General features: G+C 47.7%; 19 protein-coding genes and 1 pseudogene. 13 read left to right on the forward strand and 7 right to left on the reverse strand.

What is annotated here, in order from left to right:
• Positions 1–156 precede the first annotated feature (156 nt).
• From ATI45_RS19990 to ATI45_RS20010, 5 genes are all read left to right on the forward strand, one after another.
• Positions 157–345 carry a hypothetical protein gene (locus tag ATI45_RS19990; protein WP_179888437.1) on the forward strand — a complete coding sequence of 63 codons (189 nt, stop codon included), beginning with the start codon at positions 157–159 and terminating at the stop codon, positions 343–345.
• 549 nt (positions 346–894) lie between these two features.
• On the forward strand, positions 895–2,733 hold the full coding sequence (locus ATI45_RS19995) for an AAA family ATPase (RefSeq protein WP_218926163.1): 1,839 nt from the start codon (positions 895–897) through the stop codon (positions 2,731–2,733).
• Positions 2,726–3,625 carry a sensor histidine kinase gene (locus ATI45_RS20000; RefSeq protein WP_098421325.1) on the forward strand — a complete coding sequence of 300 codons (900 nt, stop codon included), beginning with the start codon at positions 2,726–2,728 and terminating at the stop codon, positions 3,623–3,625. The genes ATI45_RS19995 and ATI45_RS20000 overlap by 8 nt, the downstream gene beginning before the upstream one ends.
• A gap of 305 nt (positions 3,626–3,930) precedes the next feature.
• On the forward strand, positions 3,931–5,058 hold the full coding sequence (locus tag ATI45_RS20005) for a response regulator (protein WP_098421326.1): 1,128 nt from the start codon (positions 3,931–3,933) through the stop codon (positions 5,056–5,058).
• Positions 5,059–5,338: 280 nt separating this feature from the next.
• Positions 5,339–5,749, forward strand: a complete 411-nt coding sequence (locus tag ATI45_RS20010) for a hypothetical protein (protein WP_098421327.1) — start codon at positions 5,339–5,341, stop codon at positions 5,747–5,749.
• A 288-nt stretch (positions 5,750–6,037) separates the two neighbouring features.
• On the opposite strand, the gene ATI45_RS20015 is transcribed toward ATI45_RS20010, so the two are convergent.
• From ATI45_RS20015 to ATI45_RS20025, 3 genes are all read right to left on the reverse strand, one after another.
• Positions 6,038–6,328 carry a helix-turn-helix domain-containing protein gene (locus ATI45_RS20015; protein WP_098421328.1) on the reverse strand — a complete coding sequence of 97 codons (291 nt, stop codon included), beginning with the start codon at positions 6,326–6,328 and terminating at the stop codon, positions 6,038–6,040.
• A complete protein-coding gene (locus ATI45_RS20020; RefSeq protein ID WP_098421329.1) occupies positions 6,325–6,648 on the reverse strand; it encodes a type II toxin-antitoxin system RelE/ParE family toxin in 324 nt (107 codons plus the stop codon). The genes ATI45_RS20015 and ATI45_RS20020 overlap by 4 nt, the downstream gene beginning before the upstream one ends.
• A 314-nt stretch (positions 6,649–6,962) precedes the next feature.
• Positions 6,963–7,517 (reverse strand): nucleoside 2-deoxyribosyltransferase, encoded by a 555-nt coding sequence (locus ATI45_RS20025; protein ID WP_098421330.1) that lies wholly within the window; start codon positions 7,515–7,517, stop codon positions 6,963–6,965.
• 47 nt (positions 7,518–7,564) lie between these two features.
• Between ATI45_RS20025 and ATI45_RS22890 the strand changes: the two genes are divergently transcribed.
• From ATI45_RS22890 to rho, 4 genes are all read left to right on the forward strand, one after another.
• Complete coding sequence (locus tag ATI45_RS22890) at positions 7,565–7,870, forward strand: hypothetical protein (protein ID WP_228736024.1); 306 nt, start codon at positions 7,565–7,567, stop codon at positions 7,868–7,870.
• A gap of 118 nt (positions 7,871–7,988) precedes the next feature.
• Complete coding sequence (locus ATI45_RS20035) at positions 7,989–8,681, forward strand: transposase (protein ID WP_098421331.1); 693 nt, start codon at positions 7,989–7,991, stop codon at positions 8,679–8,681.
• 280 nt (positions 8,682–8,961) lie between these two features.
• Positions 8,962–9,273 carry a helix-turn-helix domain-containing protein gene (locus ATI45_RS20045; RefSeq protein WP_098421333.1) on the forward strand — a complete coding sequence of 104 codons (312 nt, stop codon included), beginning with the start codon at positions 8,962–8,964 and terminating at the stop codon, positions 9,271–9,273.
• A 42-nt stretch (positions 9,274–9,315) separates the two neighbouring features.
• A complete protein-coding gene (rho, locus tag ATI45_RS20050; protein ID WP_228736025.1) occupies positions 9,316–10,353 on the forward strand; it encodes a transcription termination factor Rho in 1,038 nt (345 codons plus the stop codon).
• A 66-nt stretch (positions 10,354–10,419) separates the two neighbouring features.
• Here rho and ATI45_RS20055 read toward each other — a convergent pair whose 3' ends face one another.
• Together ATI45_RS20055 and ATI45_RS20060 are read right to left on the reverse strand one after the other, a co-directional pair.
• On the reverse strand, positions 10,420–10,695 hold the full coding sequence (locus ATI45_RS20055) for a YHS domain-containing (seleno)protein (protein ID WP_228736026.1): 276 nt from the start codon (positions 10,693–10,695) through the stop codon (positions 10,420–10,422).
• 427 nt (positions 10,696–11,122) lie between these two features.
• On the reverse strand, positions 11,123–11,446 hold the full coding sequence (locus tag ATI45_RS20060) for a thioredoxin family protein (protein WP_098421335.1): 324 nt from the start codon (positions 11,444–11,446) through the stop codon (positions 11,123–11,125).
• Positions 11,447–11,601: 155 nt separating this feature from the next.
• Here ATI45_RS20060 and ATI45_RS20065 point away from each other — a divergent pair.
• Positions 11,602–11,715, forward strand: a pseudogene (locus ATI45_RS20065) (type II toxin-antitoxin system RelE/ParE family toxin); the annotation flags it as partial.
• A gap of 17 nt (positions 11,716–11,732) precedes the next feature.
• On the forward strand, positions 11,733–12,026 hold the full coding sequence (locus ATI45_RS20070; RefSeq protein ID WP_018403444.1) for a HigA family addiction module antitoxin: 294 nt from the start codon (positions 11,733–11,735) through the stop codon (positions 12,024–12,026).
• Between the two features lie 106 nt (positions 12,027–12,132).
• Here ATI45_RS20070 and ATI45_RS20075 read toward each other — a convergent pair whose 3' ends face one another.
• A complete protein-coding gene (locus ATI45_RS20075) occupies positions 12,133–12,969 on the reverse strand; it encodes an ATP-grasp domain-containing protein (protein WP_098421336.1) in 837 nt (278 codons plus the stop codon).
• A gap of 244 nt (positions 12,970–13,213) precedes the next feature.
• Between ATI45_RS20075 and ATI45_RS20080 the strand changes: the two genes are divergently transcribed.
• Positions 13,214–13,816, forward strand: coding sequence for a transcriptional regulator (locus ATI45_RS20080; protein WP_098421837.1), 603 nt, complete (start codon positions 13,214–13,216; stop codon positions 13,814–13,816).
• Positions 13,809–14,228 (forward strand): hypothetical protein, encoded by a 420-nt coding sequence (locus ATI45_RS20085; protein WP_098421337.1) that lies wholly within the window; start codon positions 13,809–13,811, stop codon positions 14,226–14,228. Before ATI45_RS20080 ends, ATI45_RS20085 begins: the two co-directional genes overlap by 8 nt.
• Positions 14,229–14,450: 222 nt before the next feature.
• Here ATI45_RS20085 and ATI45_RS20090 read toward each other — a convergent pair whose 3' ends face one another.
• On the reverse strand, positions 14,451–15,254 hold the full coding sequence (locus ATI45_RS20090; RefSeq protein ID WP_098421338.1) for a DUF3750 domain-containing protein: 804 nt from the start codon (positions 15,252–15,254) through the stop codon (positions 14,451–14,453).
• Positions 15,255–15,331 lie beyond the last annotated feature (77 nt).

The raw sequence follows: 15,331 nt of genomic DNA on the forward strand, positions 1-15,331 counted from the left end.
GCCACGAGCGCCGAAGCTTTGCGCAAAGCTGAGCTGGATGCGGATGTGAAAACCGGGACAGATTTATTTTAGCGGCTTCTCTGATGGCTTGGCGCTGATTTGCATTACTACCTACCCTCTTCGCACTTCGGTCAATATCGGATGGCAGCGCACAGAATGGAATCTGTGTTTCAGAAGCAAGGAGATGCTTATGCCAAGACAGGCCAGGGTGATTGTGCCCGGTTTTCCCACCATATTGTTCATCGTGGTCATAATCGCCAACCGGTGTTCGTCGAACGCCGTGATTTTGAGTACTACCTGGCGAATCTTCAGGAATGGAAGCAGGTCTATGAGCTGGACAACTAAAAAATAGATTTGTCCCGGTTTTCCGTTCGGCTTTCCAGTCCCAAAATAAATCTGTCCCTGTTTCTCTTCAATACCTGCTCGTCGCTAGCACAGCGGTCATCGTTGGAGTCTACGCACTGATGCGTCATAATCAGAACGGGCAGGACTGAGGTTTGGAGTGGTGTCATTCTTTGTCTGTTTACTTTACAGCCCCAAGACTCCAAGATTTTGCGTCGGTACATTTTCGACGCGGCGTTTTTGCGTTTTTGTGATTCAGGAATGAAAGTTGCTGTGTCATGATCTAGAGTAGTTGCTTGTGCGCCGATTGTTAGGGATGGCGACCGTTGGGTCAATCTGCGTTCCACCATCATTTCTTTGGCTGTTCTGATAGTAATTGTTTTCTTGCTAAATTTTGTGAAAAAGAGGTGTAGCGCCTCTAACGCATAAGGGAATTCAAGGGCTTTTTTAAAAGACGCGCTGCTAATATTTTGCTGAATATCAAGCTTGCTAAACTTCGGAAAATTTAAATATTGCTGACTGGAATTCTCGAGTCATTAAAATATTAAGGTCATGATGATGAAAGACTTACATATTGAACGTGTACAAATAGAAGGAGGATTTCTTGATGGCCTTGATATTAGGCTAAGAGCAGGTCTAAATACCATTATTGGTGCGAGAGGCACAGGAAAATCTAGCCTAGTAGAACTTATTAGGTTTTGCTTGGGAATCAGAGGTCATACTGCTGACTCAAATGCGAAATCGTTAAGCCATGCGCGTGCTGTTTTGCTCGACGGGCAAATCACCATTACGATTGGAAGCGATGATGAATCAATCTCATTTTCGCGAAGTGTTGATTCGGAAATAACACCATCAATTCAGCCCAACTTGAAGCTACCATTAATTTTTTCGCAAACTGAGGTTGAAACTATTGGGTTACTTCCGGCCGGACGACTTGACATTGTTGACAAATTTATAATTAATATGTTGGAGCTAAGAGCTACTGAACTCTCTTTAGTTTCAAATATCGAGGCGTATTCGTCTGAAATTACCGAATCAATGCAGAAATTCAGCAAAAATGAAGATAAGACATTAGTTTTGCCGTCATTGATGCGGCAGCTTACTGAATTGGAAGATGAAGAAAAGAAGGTAGTGGCGGTCTCAGTACAAGCTGCAGAGAAATCAAAGGTTTTGAATCAGCTAACAAACGAATACGTTGATCGCTCGAAAATAATTGATTCTCTAAATTCAACACTTGAATTAAATCAGAATCTCAGGCATTCAATACAAGCGTCTATTGACTCAAAAGTATATGAAATTCCGGAATCAATTTATGGTGTATCCAAAATAGAGGATTTTAAAAAATTAAAAAGTACCGCTACCGACCGATTTATAAGCGGCATAACGATGCTTAAGGAAATTGATACATTACTAAATGAAGAGCTAAGGCATCGGGAAATAGAGCAATCTGCGCTTACAAAAAAGGGACAGACAATAAGAAAAGAAGTCGATCAGTACAAAGAGGGTGCTGGAGAAATTTCACGAAAAATGCAAAACCTTAAAAAGGAAGTGTCCCAAATTGGTTCAGTTGTCAATATAAATTCGGACATAAAAAGCAGAATTTTAAAGATTCGCGAAAAGCGAGACGATGCTTTGGATAAACTTGAAGAAATAAGGGATATAATTACAGAACAACGGCAGAGCGTCTGCGACAGGTTGAATCAAGCCCTTAATCCAAAAATAAGAGTTCAGTTAGAACAGTTAAGTAGAGTCGAAGAGTACGAAGAAGTACTCATAAATTCGATGAAAGGCAGCGGTATTAGATATAATGAACTTGCTCCGATAATCAGCCAAGCAATGCCGCCAAGAGTTCTCCTAAATATTGTTGAAGAAAATAACGTCGACGAATTTATATCTTTGGTTTCAATATCTAGAGACAGGGCTTTTCGAGTATTAACTGCTCTCGCATCATCGCTTGATAAAATTGCAACGGTTAGGCTAGAGGACGAAGTTGGATTTGAACTCTTAGATGGCTCTGAATATAAGGGGTTTGATCAACTCTCGACTGGACAACGTTGTACTGTTATTTTGCCGATCGTATTAGAACACCAAAACTCTGTACTCATTGTTGACCAGCCAGAAGATCATATTGATAACGCATTTATTGTTGATACGCTTATATCGTCTATTAAGCGTCGAGCCAAATCGACGCAGGTTATTGTTACGACTCATAATGCTAATATTCCCGTGCTTGGAGGTGCGTCAGAAGTTATTCACTTGAACTCAGATGGCACACGAGGTTATGTTTTAAATGAAGGCGAGCTAGACAGCCCTCAAATAGTTAATGCTATTTCAAATGTAATGGAAGGCGGTAGGTCGGCATTTAAGAGAAGAGCAGAATTCTATGGTTAGTTCAGCTGATGGTGCACTTCAAGATCTGCGGTCTGCTTCGGTTTCTCTTAGGTTCAGAGCAGCACGCTATTTTGTTAAATCTAAGCATCCCGAATGTAAGTTGGCTCTGATTGAGCGGCTAAAAGTTGAGCGCGTTCGGCATATTAAGATGGCGCTTAGGCAAGCTATAAGTAGTATAGATAAAGTTGAAGAAATAAAGCCCGTGGTAGCTACGGACTATGACTTTGCCACCGAGAAGGCGCTAAGAAGATATCTCAAGGCCCAGGCTATTAGTGAATTTTCAGGTACTATTATTCATGAGCTATCTAAGAAGATAGGCTTGCTCGAAGCTAATCTACAAAAAGAATTTCAAGATTTTTCAGATAGTCTGTCTCAAAAGAGTCTTGATAACTTAAAAGCTGTTTTTAAGGGCATAGAAAACCTCCAGCGTTCGGTAGAAAACCCTACAACAACAGAGTTTGATTTTTCTTTGCTTATTGAAGATATTGCGTACGAAGAAATCAGCGATTCTGATATCTCTGTAAATTTTGAAGGACCTCGACCATGTATAGTGAAAAGTGATAGATCTATACTTACCCTGGCCTTGTCTAATGGGGTTCGTAATAGCATTGAGTCAATAGTTCAAGTTACAAATTATAGTTCACTTAACAACATTGTGATTTCGTGGGGTATCAATGACCATGATGTATGGGTTTCTATTATCGACAATGGAATTGGTATTTTTGGTGACCCTAAAAAAGCGTTTAAGATAGGCAATACCAATAAGAAAGGGCACATCGGGTTTGGTCTTGGGATTTTAGATCAATGTATGGATACTCTTGGAGGGTTATCGGAACTCTCCAACGTTTCAAGCGGTGGTGCTAAACTCGTGCTAAGATGGAATAAAGAATAATAAACTCAAGAAACTGCTACGTTTTATGTATCGAAGACGAGGAGGAAGTCAGATCTTACCTTAAGTCCGTAATTAGTGAAATATCTTGTAAAACTCGAATAACATTTGCTAAAAGTAAGGATGAGGCTATTTCGCTTCTAGAGTCTGGGCTTTTTTTTGATTATATAACTTTAGATCTTACAATACCAATTACTGAAGGAAGTTTTGAAAAATCGTCCAAAAATGGATTAGCAGTTTTAGGTACGGCAAAGGTGCTATGCCCCGGGGCGCCAGTATTAATATTAACTGGGACAAGCACTGTGCGGATGATTGGTGATTTTCTGAACACTTCGAACAATGTCGATATATGGTCTGAAGGCTGTTCGCGACCAACTGTAGCCCATTTAGAAAAAGCGGATTTAGTTGAACTGTCCGATCATATCAAACCTTGTCTTACTTCGATTTTAAGACTTAAAGAGATTGAGCTTTCGCACTCCTTTGACGCGTTACCAATTGCTCACGATCGTTTGATAAGAATCTTTGCAAAGAAAAGGGGAGCGAGTGTCGTTCGCGTTAAAGAGATAGGTGGTGGGTATTCCGATGCTAAAGTATACTTTCTGGCGTTAAAGGATCAGAGAGGGGTCGAATTACATAGCTGTATAGCAAAATGTGGAAAGCGGGTTGATATCGACACCGATTCTAAAAATTTTAATGAGAGCGTTTCGCGGCTAAAGCCATCTGCTACACCAAGGCAAATTGATCACTTGAGATTTGGGGCGGCTAATTTCTCTGCGGTTTTTTATGGACTTGCAAAAGAGTACCCTTACTCGTTTTTCAGTGCATCAGAGCGTGGTTTAACTAAGGATGAAATGCGGCAATCACTTGTTAAAATGATGTTGGATTGGCACGCTAATTTTGTTGAGGATCGAAAACAAATAAAGGAGATCCGCCGGAGTTTTGTCTCCGATACAGAAGCTCAAGACCTTATAGCGACGTACGAGCTTAGCGATGCTTTAGATTTTGAAAATAGATACGTTCAATGCAAGGTCTCCTGTATTCATGGAGATTTGCACGGAGAGAATGTTTTAGTTGATACTGAAAACAATTTAGCCACGCTAATTGATTACGGGGACGTGAAGAATGAGTGTTCTATCATTGACCCTCTCACCTTAGAGTGTAGCTTTTTATTTCACTCAAGCTCCCCGAAAAGTGATTGGCCGTCTCAAGATAATTTAAATAACTGGCATGTGCTTGATAAATATCTTTTAGGATGTCCATATTCTGATGATATTAGGTTTTGCAGGGATTGGCTCCGAGATATTGGTGTTGGAAACCGTGAGCTTGCAGCGTGCCTGTATGCCTATGCACTGCGTCAACTGAAGTATGATGATGTTGAAAAGGAAAGGGCGCTTACATTGATTAATGTTGCGTTTGAATTGTTTGATAGGTCTTGATATCAATCGACGCAGTTTTCTAAACAGTGATCATGTGTGCTGGAATCAAAAAAAATGTGATAGGGTTAGGATTGAAAATCGGGACAGATTTATTTTAGCGGCTTCTCTGATGGCTTGGCGCTGATTTGCATCACTACCAACCCTCTTCGCACTTCGGTTAATATCGGATGGCAGCGCACAGAATGGAATCTAGAAAACCGGGACAGATTTATTTCTTGGCCGTGGACAAGTTGTTGACAGCCTCTGTAAGCTTCCCAATCGTTTTTCAATGGAGGGAAAGATGTCCTGGCTTAAGGTTTTTTCCGCAGTAGTAGTTGCCAATATCGTATCGTGGATCATCATAAGCATCATTGGTTGGTTTATCTTCTTTGTGGTTTTGGATTCCTTCAACGATGCGCTGACCGAAAGGCTTTCTACAAACGGCAAGTCTGAGTTTCCAACGATTTCTGTCCCTTCTTACTCGCCGCCGGTGCCTACGGCAGAGGAAATAAGGGCTCAACAGGCGCGGGAGAAGCGATTGGCGGCTCAGCGGCGCCGTGCGAGAAACGAGGCAGAACAGAAGCGAAGTGTGATTGCGAGCAGTAAAGAAATGTGTGACTTCTGGACTTCTGAATACCGCAAAGATGGAGACCCCAAGAGTCAGGCATATAAGGAAATGGCTTGCTTGCGTTACCGCAACTTACTTAATTGATTGATCAGAAAAGAAGAAAACCGGGACAGATTTATTTTAGCGGCTTCTCTGATGGCTTGGATCTGATTTGAATCACTACCAACCCTCTTCGCACTTCGGTTAATATCGGATGGCAGCGCACAGAATGGAATCTGTGTTTCAAGAGCAAGGAGATGCTTATGCCAAGACAGGCCAGGGTGATTGTGCCCGGTTTTCTCCACCATATTGTTCAGCGCGGTCATAATCGCCAACCGGTGTTCGTCGAGCGCCGTGATTTTGAAAAATAGATCTGTCCCGGTTTTCCGAGGGTTATGCGGAAATTCGGTCGTTTTCTGTGGTTTCCAGTTTCACTCGAAAACCACAGGCTGCGGCGTACTTGCTGAGCGTTCCCCAGCTAGGGTTTCCCCGGCCACGCTCAAGTCTGGAGATGTTGCTTTTGCTCGTTCCCATCTTCTTGGCAAGATCCTCTTGGGTAAGGCCCGCTTTGGTTCTCATGGTGATCAGTTGGTCGATCAGGTTGAATTCTTCCTGAAGGGCATCGTACTCTTTACGCACCTCAGGATTTTCGAGTGCCTTCTGCTTAAACTGTTTGAAGCTCATAACTTTTTGACCTCCTTCAAACGCTCTTTTGCTAGCTCTAGGTCTTTCTTCGGTATTTTTTGATCTTTCTTCACAAAGACATGGAGAATGATGATTTTCCTATCCTGCATATAGCAGAAAATACCTCTTCCAATGCCTTCTTTGGCTTTGGCGCGGATCTCGAACAGCTCATCACCAAGTGACTTGGTGTGTGGCTCCCCAAGGTTCGCACCGTGCTTTTCCATCAATTCCATTAGCCGGATCATTCTCGCCTGAATTTTTGGCGGCATCCCGGCCAATTCTTCGTCTACCTTTCTGTAGAATTCAATGTCCCAGTCCATGGGTGCTCCGTATTTTCAGGTTATCGTATATGATAACTCCAGTTATGGGAAATATCTTGAAAACCCGGGGCGGGTTGGCGTTGCCCGGTCGCTTGGTGCATGGTTGATGTTGACCCCGTCAATTGGCATCTGAAACCTTCTCCATAACCGGGGCTTTGTGCCACGTTGAGCGATCCATCGAGGGGTCGCGCAGGCCAATGGAAAACCGGGACAGATTTATTTTCCCACTGCACAGAACGGGTTCCGTGCTTCAGAAGCAGGGAGAAGCTGATGCCAAGGCAAGCCAGGGTGATCGTGCCCGGTTTTCCCCGACTTTATCTTGGTAGGGCATAGGTAAGCGCCTGAACACAGCGGCCGAACAACGCTGCAGAGAAAAACGGGTGTTCGCCTGGCTGCTCAGCCAAAAATAGTTGACCACCGGATTCGCGGATGCCGCCTTCAATCATCAGGTTGTCACTCAGCTCAAAGTCCTCGATTGTATGGCTCATGTTGTCCAGGCCGGTTGCACCTGCCCGTTCCCGGTAGTGCCGGTTATCCAGGGTGAATCCGAATGCGGGCTTGCCCTGGCCAATCATGTAACCTACCTCATACACGGTACCCGGGTCGCCGCTGATGCCGCGAAAGGGTGTCAGGTTGGCGATGATGGCATCGCAGCTGTCCATCAGTTCACGGTTGGCCTTGTATATTCTATGCCCGCGATCAGGTTTTGGTTGGCCATCTGAAAATGTCAGCTCGGTATCCAGCGGGTCTACGCCTTCAAACCCGTGTTCCCGAAGGAGGCGCTTTTTCTCGGCCACGATGAGCTGGTGTTCGCTGGCTGGGAAGAAGACTTCCGGGCCGGCGAGGTAGATGCGTTTTGGCTTTGCCATAGGGGCCTCTAAAGGCTGGTTGTATATAATTGGGACAGATTTATTTTATGCACACTGGTTTTTTGCCTTGGGCTGTTTTTGTGACGTTATCAGCCTATTTCGAAAAATATCTATCAAACAAGAGCTATCAAACAATCATGACGAGAAAGACATTAGGTTTAACTCGAAAACGAAATAAAGACGCTAAACCAGTGGCTGAGGAAGCCGAAGCTATGGCTGAGGTTGAAGGTGAGGCTGATCCACAAAAACGTTTTTTAAATGCTGTGGCTATCCACCCAACGCCGGGGATTCGCTTGGAGTCAGGTTCAGAAGAACTCACGGTGCGCGTGAAAACCGGGACAGATTTATTTTAGCGGCTTCTCTGATGGCTTGGCGCTGATTTGCATCACTACCAACCCTCTTCGCACTTCGGTTAATATCGGATGGCAGCGCACAGAATGGAATCTGTGTTTCAGAAGCAAGGAGATGCTTATGCCAAGACAGGCCAGGGTGATTGTGCCCGGTTTTCCCCACCATATTGTTCAGCGCGGTCATAATCGCCAACCGGTGTTCGTCGAACGCCGTGATTTTGAGTACTACCTGGCGAATCTTCAGGAATGGAAGCAGGTCTATGAACTAGAAGTGTTCAGTTATTGCCTGATGACGAACCATGTTCATCTGGTCGTTCAGGCGAACGACAATCTTACCTCGATTCCTCAATTGATGAAGCGTTTGGCTGGTCGACAGACCCGCTTCGTAAATGCCCTCGAAAAACGCAGTGATTCGCTCTGGGAAGGGCGCTACAAGATTAGCCCGATTGATACTGACGCCTACCTGCTGGCTTGTTGTCGCTATGTGGAACTTAATCCTGTTAAAGCGGGGATGGTCGATAAACCTGAGTTGTATGAGTGGTGGAGCTATTCTGCGCGGGTAGGGGTGTCACATTCTCAGTGGCTGGATGAGCCTGACACCTTTCGGGCTCTGGCAGGCAACCATGAAATGCGTGTTGAGGCATATCGGCAGTTTGTTGGGCAGGAAAATGATTCGCCGTCAGATGAATTGATTCGCGCGGCGATCAATAGTAACGAGCTAACTGGCGGCAACAAGTTCGTCGATGAAATAGAAAACCGTATCGGTGTCAGAGTTGAAACCCGCAAGCCGGGAAGGCCGACAACTGAAAAATAGATCTGTCCTGGTTTTGAGCGTCCGCAGGTAATTAGTCTAATTGCTTAGATGTACCTATATAAGTACACTTTGTGTGAGCATGGAAGAGGATAGATGACAGGGAAAATAGTCACCGTCGTTTTTTACAGAACCGCCAATGGTCGAGAGCCGGTCAAAGAGTGGTTGCTGAAGCTGAATAAGGATGATCGTTCAGTGATCGGGACCGACCTGAAGACAGTCGAGTATGGTTGGCTAACGCGAGAGACCGAAAGAAGAATCTTGTCTGAATGGGAGCAAGAAAATGGCACAGCACAAACACGTTGGCAGCTCTCTCGATGATCTGCTTGAAGCTGACGGCACCCTTGAGCAAGTAGAAGCTGAGGCGCTGAAGCGGGTAATCGTCTGGCAGATTCAGCAGGCAATGGGACAGACTGGCGTGAACAAGTCTCAACTTGCCCAGAAAATGCATACCAGCCGTACGGTGGTTAACCGCCTTCTTGATGAGAAGGACACTGGTGTAACCATCACAACGCTTGTCAAAGCCGGGCGCGCTTTGGGTATGGCCTGGACTTTGCAGGCTGTTGAGGATAACGGATCTCCTCGCGCTGCGTGAAGGGAAGATAGAAAACCGGGAAAACCGGGACAGATTTATTTTTTGCACACTGTTTTTTTGACGTTATCAGCCCATTTCGAAAAATATCTATCAAACGAGAGCTATCAAGCAATTATGACGAGAAAGACATTAGGTTTAACCCGAAAACCAATTAAAGACGCTAAACCAGTGGCTGGGGAAGCCGAAGCTATGGTTGAAGTTGAGGCTGATCCACAAAAACGTTTTTTAAATGGTGTGGCTATCAATCCAGCGCCGGGGATTCGCCTGGAGTCAGGTTCAGAAGAACTTACGGTGCGCGCGATGGATTTGATCACGCCTATTGGAATGGGGCAGCGAGGTTTAATAGTTGCACCGCCGGGGTCTGGAAAATCGACGGTTTTAAAACATATTTGCCAGGCGGTGGGAAAGGCGTATCCCGAGATTAAACTTTACGCGTTATTGATAGATGAGCGACCCGAAGAGGTCACTGATTTCAGGCGTAGCGTCCCGGCTGAGGTACACGCTTCTTCTTCGGATGAAAGTTATGCTCATCACGTTCGCGTTGCCGATGAACTTCTTGATATCGGCCGCCAACAAGCGGGCGAGGGTCACAACGTCATGATTGTGATTGATTCTCTCACGAGGCTTTCGCGTGTGCATAATGCGGAGCGAAAGAGCAGCGGTCGTACTATGTCTGGCGGGGTGGATGCTCGAGCGATGGAAATTCCGCGGAGGTTGTTTGGCGCTGCACGAAACATTGAGAATGGCGGCTCGCTGACCATTTTGGCAACCGTTTTGGTGGATACCGGCAGCCGTATGGACCAGGTTATCTTTGAGGAATTTAAGGGCACGGGGAACATGGAGCTGGTTTTATCGAGAGACGTGGCGAATCAGCGAATCTTTCCCGCGCTGGATATTTCGAAAAGCAGTACACGCCGTGAAGAGCTGCTGTTGGATCCAAAAGATTTAGACAAAATAATAGCATTGCGCCGGGCGCTTGGCGGTCTCAAACCGCTAGAGGGCACAAAAAAGCTGGTTGAGCTGCTTGAGAAGTACCCCACAAATGCCGAGCTTCTGAAAAACATTCCCGGGCCAGGATGATGATGTGCGGTAAAACCGGGACAGATTTATTTTCGAGTGCCCGGTCTTCTAAGGTAACCCTGACCACTATTCCAGAACTTTTGGCCAGTTCGCGTCTGCCTGCCTAATGAATCCTCTGGTGTCCTCGAGCCATCGGTTCTGCACAGACTGGTTGTAGTTCAGATATAGACGGCCATCTCGGATGGCCCAGTGTTGTGGATCACCTTTGGCGAGGTAGCCTTGGGCGACCGCCCAGGCGCAGTAGCCGCCCGCTCCCGTATCGCTCAGCAAGCCCGTGTAGACGGAAGGTTGGGAAGCCCATGCACCAGTGGTCAGGAATAGTGCGAAGGTGATGAGTATCATTCGTCTGTTCATGTCGGTTCCCTCGAAGGATTGCAGGCTTAGCCTCATAGCCCTGGAGCAACAGCTCGTCAATGGGCGTTGCTCCTCTGCGCCGTTAGGCGTGTCAGAGCATGATTGAGGGAGCATGTTTTTAGTTTCCTTTTTTGAATTTTGTTTTGCAATTGCCGCTCATGCACATCGTACAGTAATGCTCCCGGTCCTCGTGTTTGGGGCCCTCAGCGATCGTGATGCCGCAGCCGTTGCAGAGCAGCGTAGCAACGTCTCCGTCAAATTTTACAATGGCGTGTTCGTATTTCATAAGATGACCCTTCTCTCATACTCCTTTCGACTGAGCTATCAAGCATAAATCTACATACGAAAACCGGAACAGATTTATTTTCCAGTTTCCGTATTGTTCCTGGCAAGCCAGCAATTGCCGGCGCCGGCCTTAGTGAATCTTCAGCAGTGCATCTTCGATGTCGCTGCTGTCTTCTGGGCGGACGACCCGCGCTATTTCTTCACCATCCTTCAAAAAAATCAGGGTCGGCCAGAGCTTAACGCCAAACGTCCGCCCCAATCTGCAGCCTTTGCCATCCTCAACCTTCACATGCGGAACGTCTGGGTGATTGTCCATTGCCGCCTTGATGTCCGCCTGAGCACCCTGGCAGATCCCGCACCAGTTGGTGCCGAATTCAATCACCATTGGGCCCGTGCTCTGGTCCAGCTCATCACGGCTCAGGGTTTCGGGTGTATATCGGCTGGTGTACGACATGGTGCGTCCTTGTTGGGTTATCCGTCTGGAAAATAAATCTGTCCCGGTTTTCCCCCGCCGATTCTGCCGGTAATCCTGATAGGTATCCTCAAACCTCGTTGAGGGCTTACCGTTGAACTATTGTTGCGTGGTGCGCAACATGCTATAATTCCATCATGATTAAATCATTCCGTCACAAGGGACTGAAACGGTTCTACTCAACTGGCAGCACGGCAGGGATACAAGCCGATCATGCCAAGAAGCTGCGCATGCAACTTGCCGCCCTTGATTATGAGGTTTATCACTAATGACTATGCATAATCCGCCGCATCCCGGTGACTTTATCCGGGAGGTATATTTGGAGCCTTTCGGCATAAGTTCTCGCCAGCTAGCTTTAAGCTTGAGGGTTTCGCCTTCAACCCTGTCTCGGTTGCTAAAAGGCGATAGTGGCATTAGTCCGGAGATGGCATTGCGGTTATCAAAGGTTCTTGGTCGCACACCGGAAAGTTGGTTGGCGATGCAGGATATCTATGATCTCTCGGTGGCGCGGAATACGCTTAACCTGGATGACATTCATCCCCTGGACTTCGAGGCGGCTTAACCAGGCTGCCAACCAGAAACAAAAAGCGCACTGCTTTTTGTTTCTGAATTTAAGGACCGACCTGACCCCGAGGAACTTTTTTCTAGGCCTACCTTTGACCCTTTTTTTAAAGACCCGCAGATCTATGAATCAAATAGGAGGCGGTGGTGTCGAGGGGATCGCGACCAAGTACGGCTGTCGCTCCGGGATGAAAGCTGGAAACTGGGTTCAGGTCGATGAAAACGGGATTGTCCTTTTCATCCAGAAGGTACTCGACTGCGCCGAGCTCCATTCTTGCGGCCCGTAGAATTTTTTTGACTGCCTCGGTCACCTTCGGGGCAATTTCGCGAGGAGGCAAGAGGGTAACATCCGATTCCGGGTGAGCCAGGCAGTAGTTGAACTGGTCAGCTTGAATCGGTGAGCGGGCTTCGTAAAGGATGTCGGAGCCGAGGACTTCGATCCGGTGAACGCAGCCGTCTGCGGCGGTTAGCAGCTCTTGCTCAATCCAGCCTTCTTCTCGACTGAAAAGTCCATCCGGGGCGGGCTCGCCGTCTTCAAGCCTCCGAATCCCTCTCCCAAAACCACCGGCAGGTGGCTTGAGAAGGACAGTTTTTCCCTGTATCGCGCGTCCGCCGGGAATGGCGGGGTACGTTTGCGGCGTACGCACTCCGCACTCGGTAAAGAGCTTGGCTTGATCCAGCTTACTGTAGCCAATCTGGAAGCAGAGTGATCCGTTGATCACAGATCTACCCTCGGCCTCCCAGGTTCGCAAAGAATGGGTGATCCGATCCGCCCGAGCCTTATCCCGCTCAGCAAGAAGAGAGGATACGCGGTTGACGATCAACCCATTCGCTACGATCTCCTCCGGATCATCAGTGACTTGTACTTTGATGCCCCTCGATTCTAAAAGGTCAACGAGGGGCCGAACCCATTCCGGGATATCTGTGAGAATTATAATAGACATTGATTAGTATCCGGTTTGCTGATGCAAAGATCCCCGTGCTTGCCTGGCAAGGGGTTGCGCGAGGAGCTTTCCGCAAAGCGGGCGCTTACGAATTTTGCTTTGCAATTGCCGCTCATGCACATTGTACAGTAGTGCTCACGGTCCTCGTGCTTGATGTCCTCTGCGATAATGATACCGTAACCGTTTCAAGATACCCATTTTGGGTATAGAATTACCCGAAATGGGTTTTAGGGGCGCCGTTAACATGCCAGCAGTAACAAGATCGAACCGTACTGGGTTAGCGGATGCCCTGTTCTCACAAACCCGCCAAAAGGTACTGCGACTGTTCTTTGCACGCCAGGAAAGGGACTTTTCGGTCAAAGAACTTATCGAGCAGGCGGAAGCAGGTTCGGGGGCTGTGCAGCGGGAACTGTTGCGTCTGGTGGACAGCGGCCTGGTGCAAGTGAAGCTGCAGGGGCGCCAGAAACGATATAGGGCCAATCCGGACTCGCCCGTTTTTCCGGAGTTGTCTTCTCTTGCCTCCAAGCTACTCGGCCCAGAACAACAGGTTGAGGACGCTCTCAATTCGATTAGCGATAAAATCGATCTGGCCCTGATTTATGGGTCGGTAGCGAAGAGAACCGATCATGCCAATAGCGATATCGACCTCATGTTGGTATCGGATTCCCTCACCCTGGAGGAGGTCTTTGAAGCGTTAGGGCCAGCAGAGATGAAGCTTTCCCGCACCATCAACCCAACCCTCTACAAGCAAGAAGAGTTTAAGAAACGTCGAGCCAACAAAAACCCTTTTTTGAGGAAAGTCCTGGAAGGACAGTACATATTGTTGAAAGGAATCATCAATGAATGAAGAAGCACTGGAAAACTTGGTCCGGATACACAAACTTCACCATGAGGCGGTAGACGCCAACGAGGTTCAAGGGCTTATCCAATCCGGTAACGTTCGATTAAGGGACGCGGGTTTGGAAGCACTTAGCCAAGAGAGCCGTTTTGATTTGTCTTACAACGCAGCGCACGCGCTTTCCTTGGCTGCACTTCGTCACTTTGGTTATCGGTCGGACAATCGATACCTGGTGTTTCAATGCTTGCAGCACACGCTCGACTTGTCGCCAGCCAAATGGCGGGTTCTTGATCAAGCCCATCGCAAGCGAAACCTCGCAGAATATGAAGGCGATATCGACGTAGACGCAGCGCTGGTGACAAGTCTCATGGAAATAACAGAAGAAATCAGGCGAGCCGTGGTTGCACTTACCACAGGGTAAATCGCCCGAATACCCATATTGGGTAAAAACTTACCCAGTATGGGTAAGTTAATGGCCTCGCTCGTCGACCGACTTGCGGACGCCAATGTCCTGGTGAACATTGAACGCTTTTCTTCATGGCTCGAAAAGACAAGCCTGCGCGACTGCCCATGAGCCACGGCGATGTGGTGTTGTGGGGTGGTATTGATCGATCGCTTGCTGCCTGGTTAATGTTGTCCCCCGTCAATTGGCGTCTGAAACCTGCTCCATAACCGGGGCTTTGTGCCACGTTGAGCGATCCATCCAGGGGTCGCGCAGGCCAATGTGCCCGATCCCGGGCAATTTGACGGCCAAAGCCAGCGGGTCAATGCCAATGTTGAGGCCGAGGATGTTCAGTTCAACACCTTCTCGGATACTCGCCATAAGGCCGAAATAACCATTGAGGGAGAACTGGTAGCCCGAACCGCTGGGAGCTTTCGCAAATACTCCGTCAGCAAGATAGTCTTTTCCGATGGCAATGTTGGGCAGCGCAACATTCAGTTCGGGTACCTGCCGGATTACCCAGGCTACAAAGGTATTACTGTTGGGCCCGGGCCAAGCGTTGTATTCATTCGCGAAGGGGTAGGCGTCGATAGCTGTTCGGATATTGATGATGGCGGCGTCCGCTTTCTCACCACGGAGATCTGCCAGCAACATCGGCGGGTTGCCATACCAAGCGGTATCCGGCTCACCGGGGCGTGACCGCACCGCCTTATAACCCCAGCCAGTGACATCGTGAACTTCGTAGGTGGATGCCCCGCGCACCTTGGTCGCAATCCAGGTATGGACCGCAAAATTGCCGCGCCAATTATAAGCACGGGCACCATAAACCTGCACAATGGCTTCTTCCGTCTGGCTGGGTAGTGGCGCAATGCCTGCGCTGGAGCGATCGGCGTCACGCCAGCTCTGGCCAGACTGACTACTGCAGGCCGTAATCAGTGCGGGGCCGGCCAGCAGAACCAACAAAAATACGGTGGTTCTGACGAGCCATCGAAGGGGTTTAATCATTCCAGGGTTACCTCGGACTGCATGCATTGGTTGGTGATTACAACTCAGCTAATATACGTCCCATATAATCTCAAGTA

The sequence above is a fragment of the Marinobacter sp. LV10MA510-1 genome (assembly GCF_002563885.1).
Taxonomy (GTDB): domain Bacteria; phylum Pseudomonadota; class Gammaproteobacteria; order Pseudomonadales; family Oleiphilaceae; genus Marinobacter.

Coding starts and splice junctions, on each gene's coding strand:
- ATI45_RS20025 (WP_098421330.1), bottom strand. CDS start 7,517: ATGGCAAAGCCAAAACGCATCTACCTCGCCGGCCCGGAAGTCTTCTTC.
- ATI45_RS20055 (WP_228736026.1), bottom strand. CDS start 10,695: ATGATACTCATCACCTTCGCACTATTCCTGACCACTGGTGCATGGGCT.
- ATI45_RS20020 (WP_098421329.1), bottom strand. CDS start 6,648: ATGGACTGGGACATTGAATTCTACAGAAAGGTAGACGAAGAATTGGCC.
- ATI45_RS20045 (WP_098421333.1), top strand. CDS start 8,962: ATGGCACAGCACAAACACGTTGGCAGCTCTCTCGATGATCTGCTTGAA.
- ATI45_RS20070 (WP_018403444.1), top strand. CDS start 11,733: ATGACTATGCATAATCCGCCGCATCCCGGTGACTTTATCCGGGAGGTA.
- ATI45_RS19990 (WP_179888437.1), top strand. CDS start 157: ATGGAATCTGTGTTTCAGAAGCAAGGAGATGCTTATGCCAAGACAGGC.
- ATI45_RS20010 (WP_098421327.1), top strand. CDS start 5,339: ATGTCCTGGCTTAAGGTTTTTTCCGCAGTAGTAGTTGCCAATATCGTA.
- ATI45_RS20085 (WP_098421337.1), top strand. CDS start 13,809: ATGAATGAAGAAGCACTGGAAAACTTGGTCCGGATACACAAACTTCAC.
- ATI45_RS19995 (WP_218926163.1), top strand. CDS start 895: ATGATGATGAAAGACTTACATATTGAACGTGTACAAATAGAAGGAGGA.
- ATI45_RS20075 (WP_098421336.1), bottom strand. CDS start 12,969: ATGTCTATTATAATTCTCACAGATATCCCGGAATGGGTTCGGCCCCTC.
- ATI45_RS20090 (WP_098421338.1), bottom strand. CDS start 15,254: ATGATTAAACCCCTTCGATGGCTCGTCAGAACCACCGTATTTTTGTTG.
- ATI45_RS20035 (WP_098421331.1), top strand. CDS start 7,989: ATGCCAAGACAGGCCAGGGTGATTGTGCCCGGTTTTCCCCACCATATT.
- ATI45_RS20015 (WP_098421328.1), bottom strand. CDS start 6,328: ATGAGCTTCAAACAGTTTAAGCAGAAGGCACTCGAAAATCCTGAGGTG.
- ATI45_RS22890 (WP_228736024.1), top strand. CDS start 7,565: ATGCACACTGGTTTTTTGCCTTGGGCTGTTTTTGTGACGTTATCAGCC.
- ATI45_RS20060 (WP_098421335.1), bottom strand. CDS start 11,446: ATGTCGTACACCAGCCGATATACACCCGAAACCCTGAGCCGTGATGAG.
- ATI45_RS20000 (WP_098421325.1), top strand. CDS start 2,726: ATGGTTAGTTCAGCTGATGGTGCACTTCAAGATCTGCGGTCTGCTTCG.
- ATI45_RS20080 (WP_098421837.1), top strand. CDS start 13,214: ATGCCAGCAGTAACAAGATCGAACCGTACTGGGTTAGCGGATGCCCTG.
- ATI45_RS20005 (WP_098421326.1), top strand. CDS start 3,931: ATGATTGGTGATTTTCTGAACACTTCGAACAATGTCGATATATGGTCT.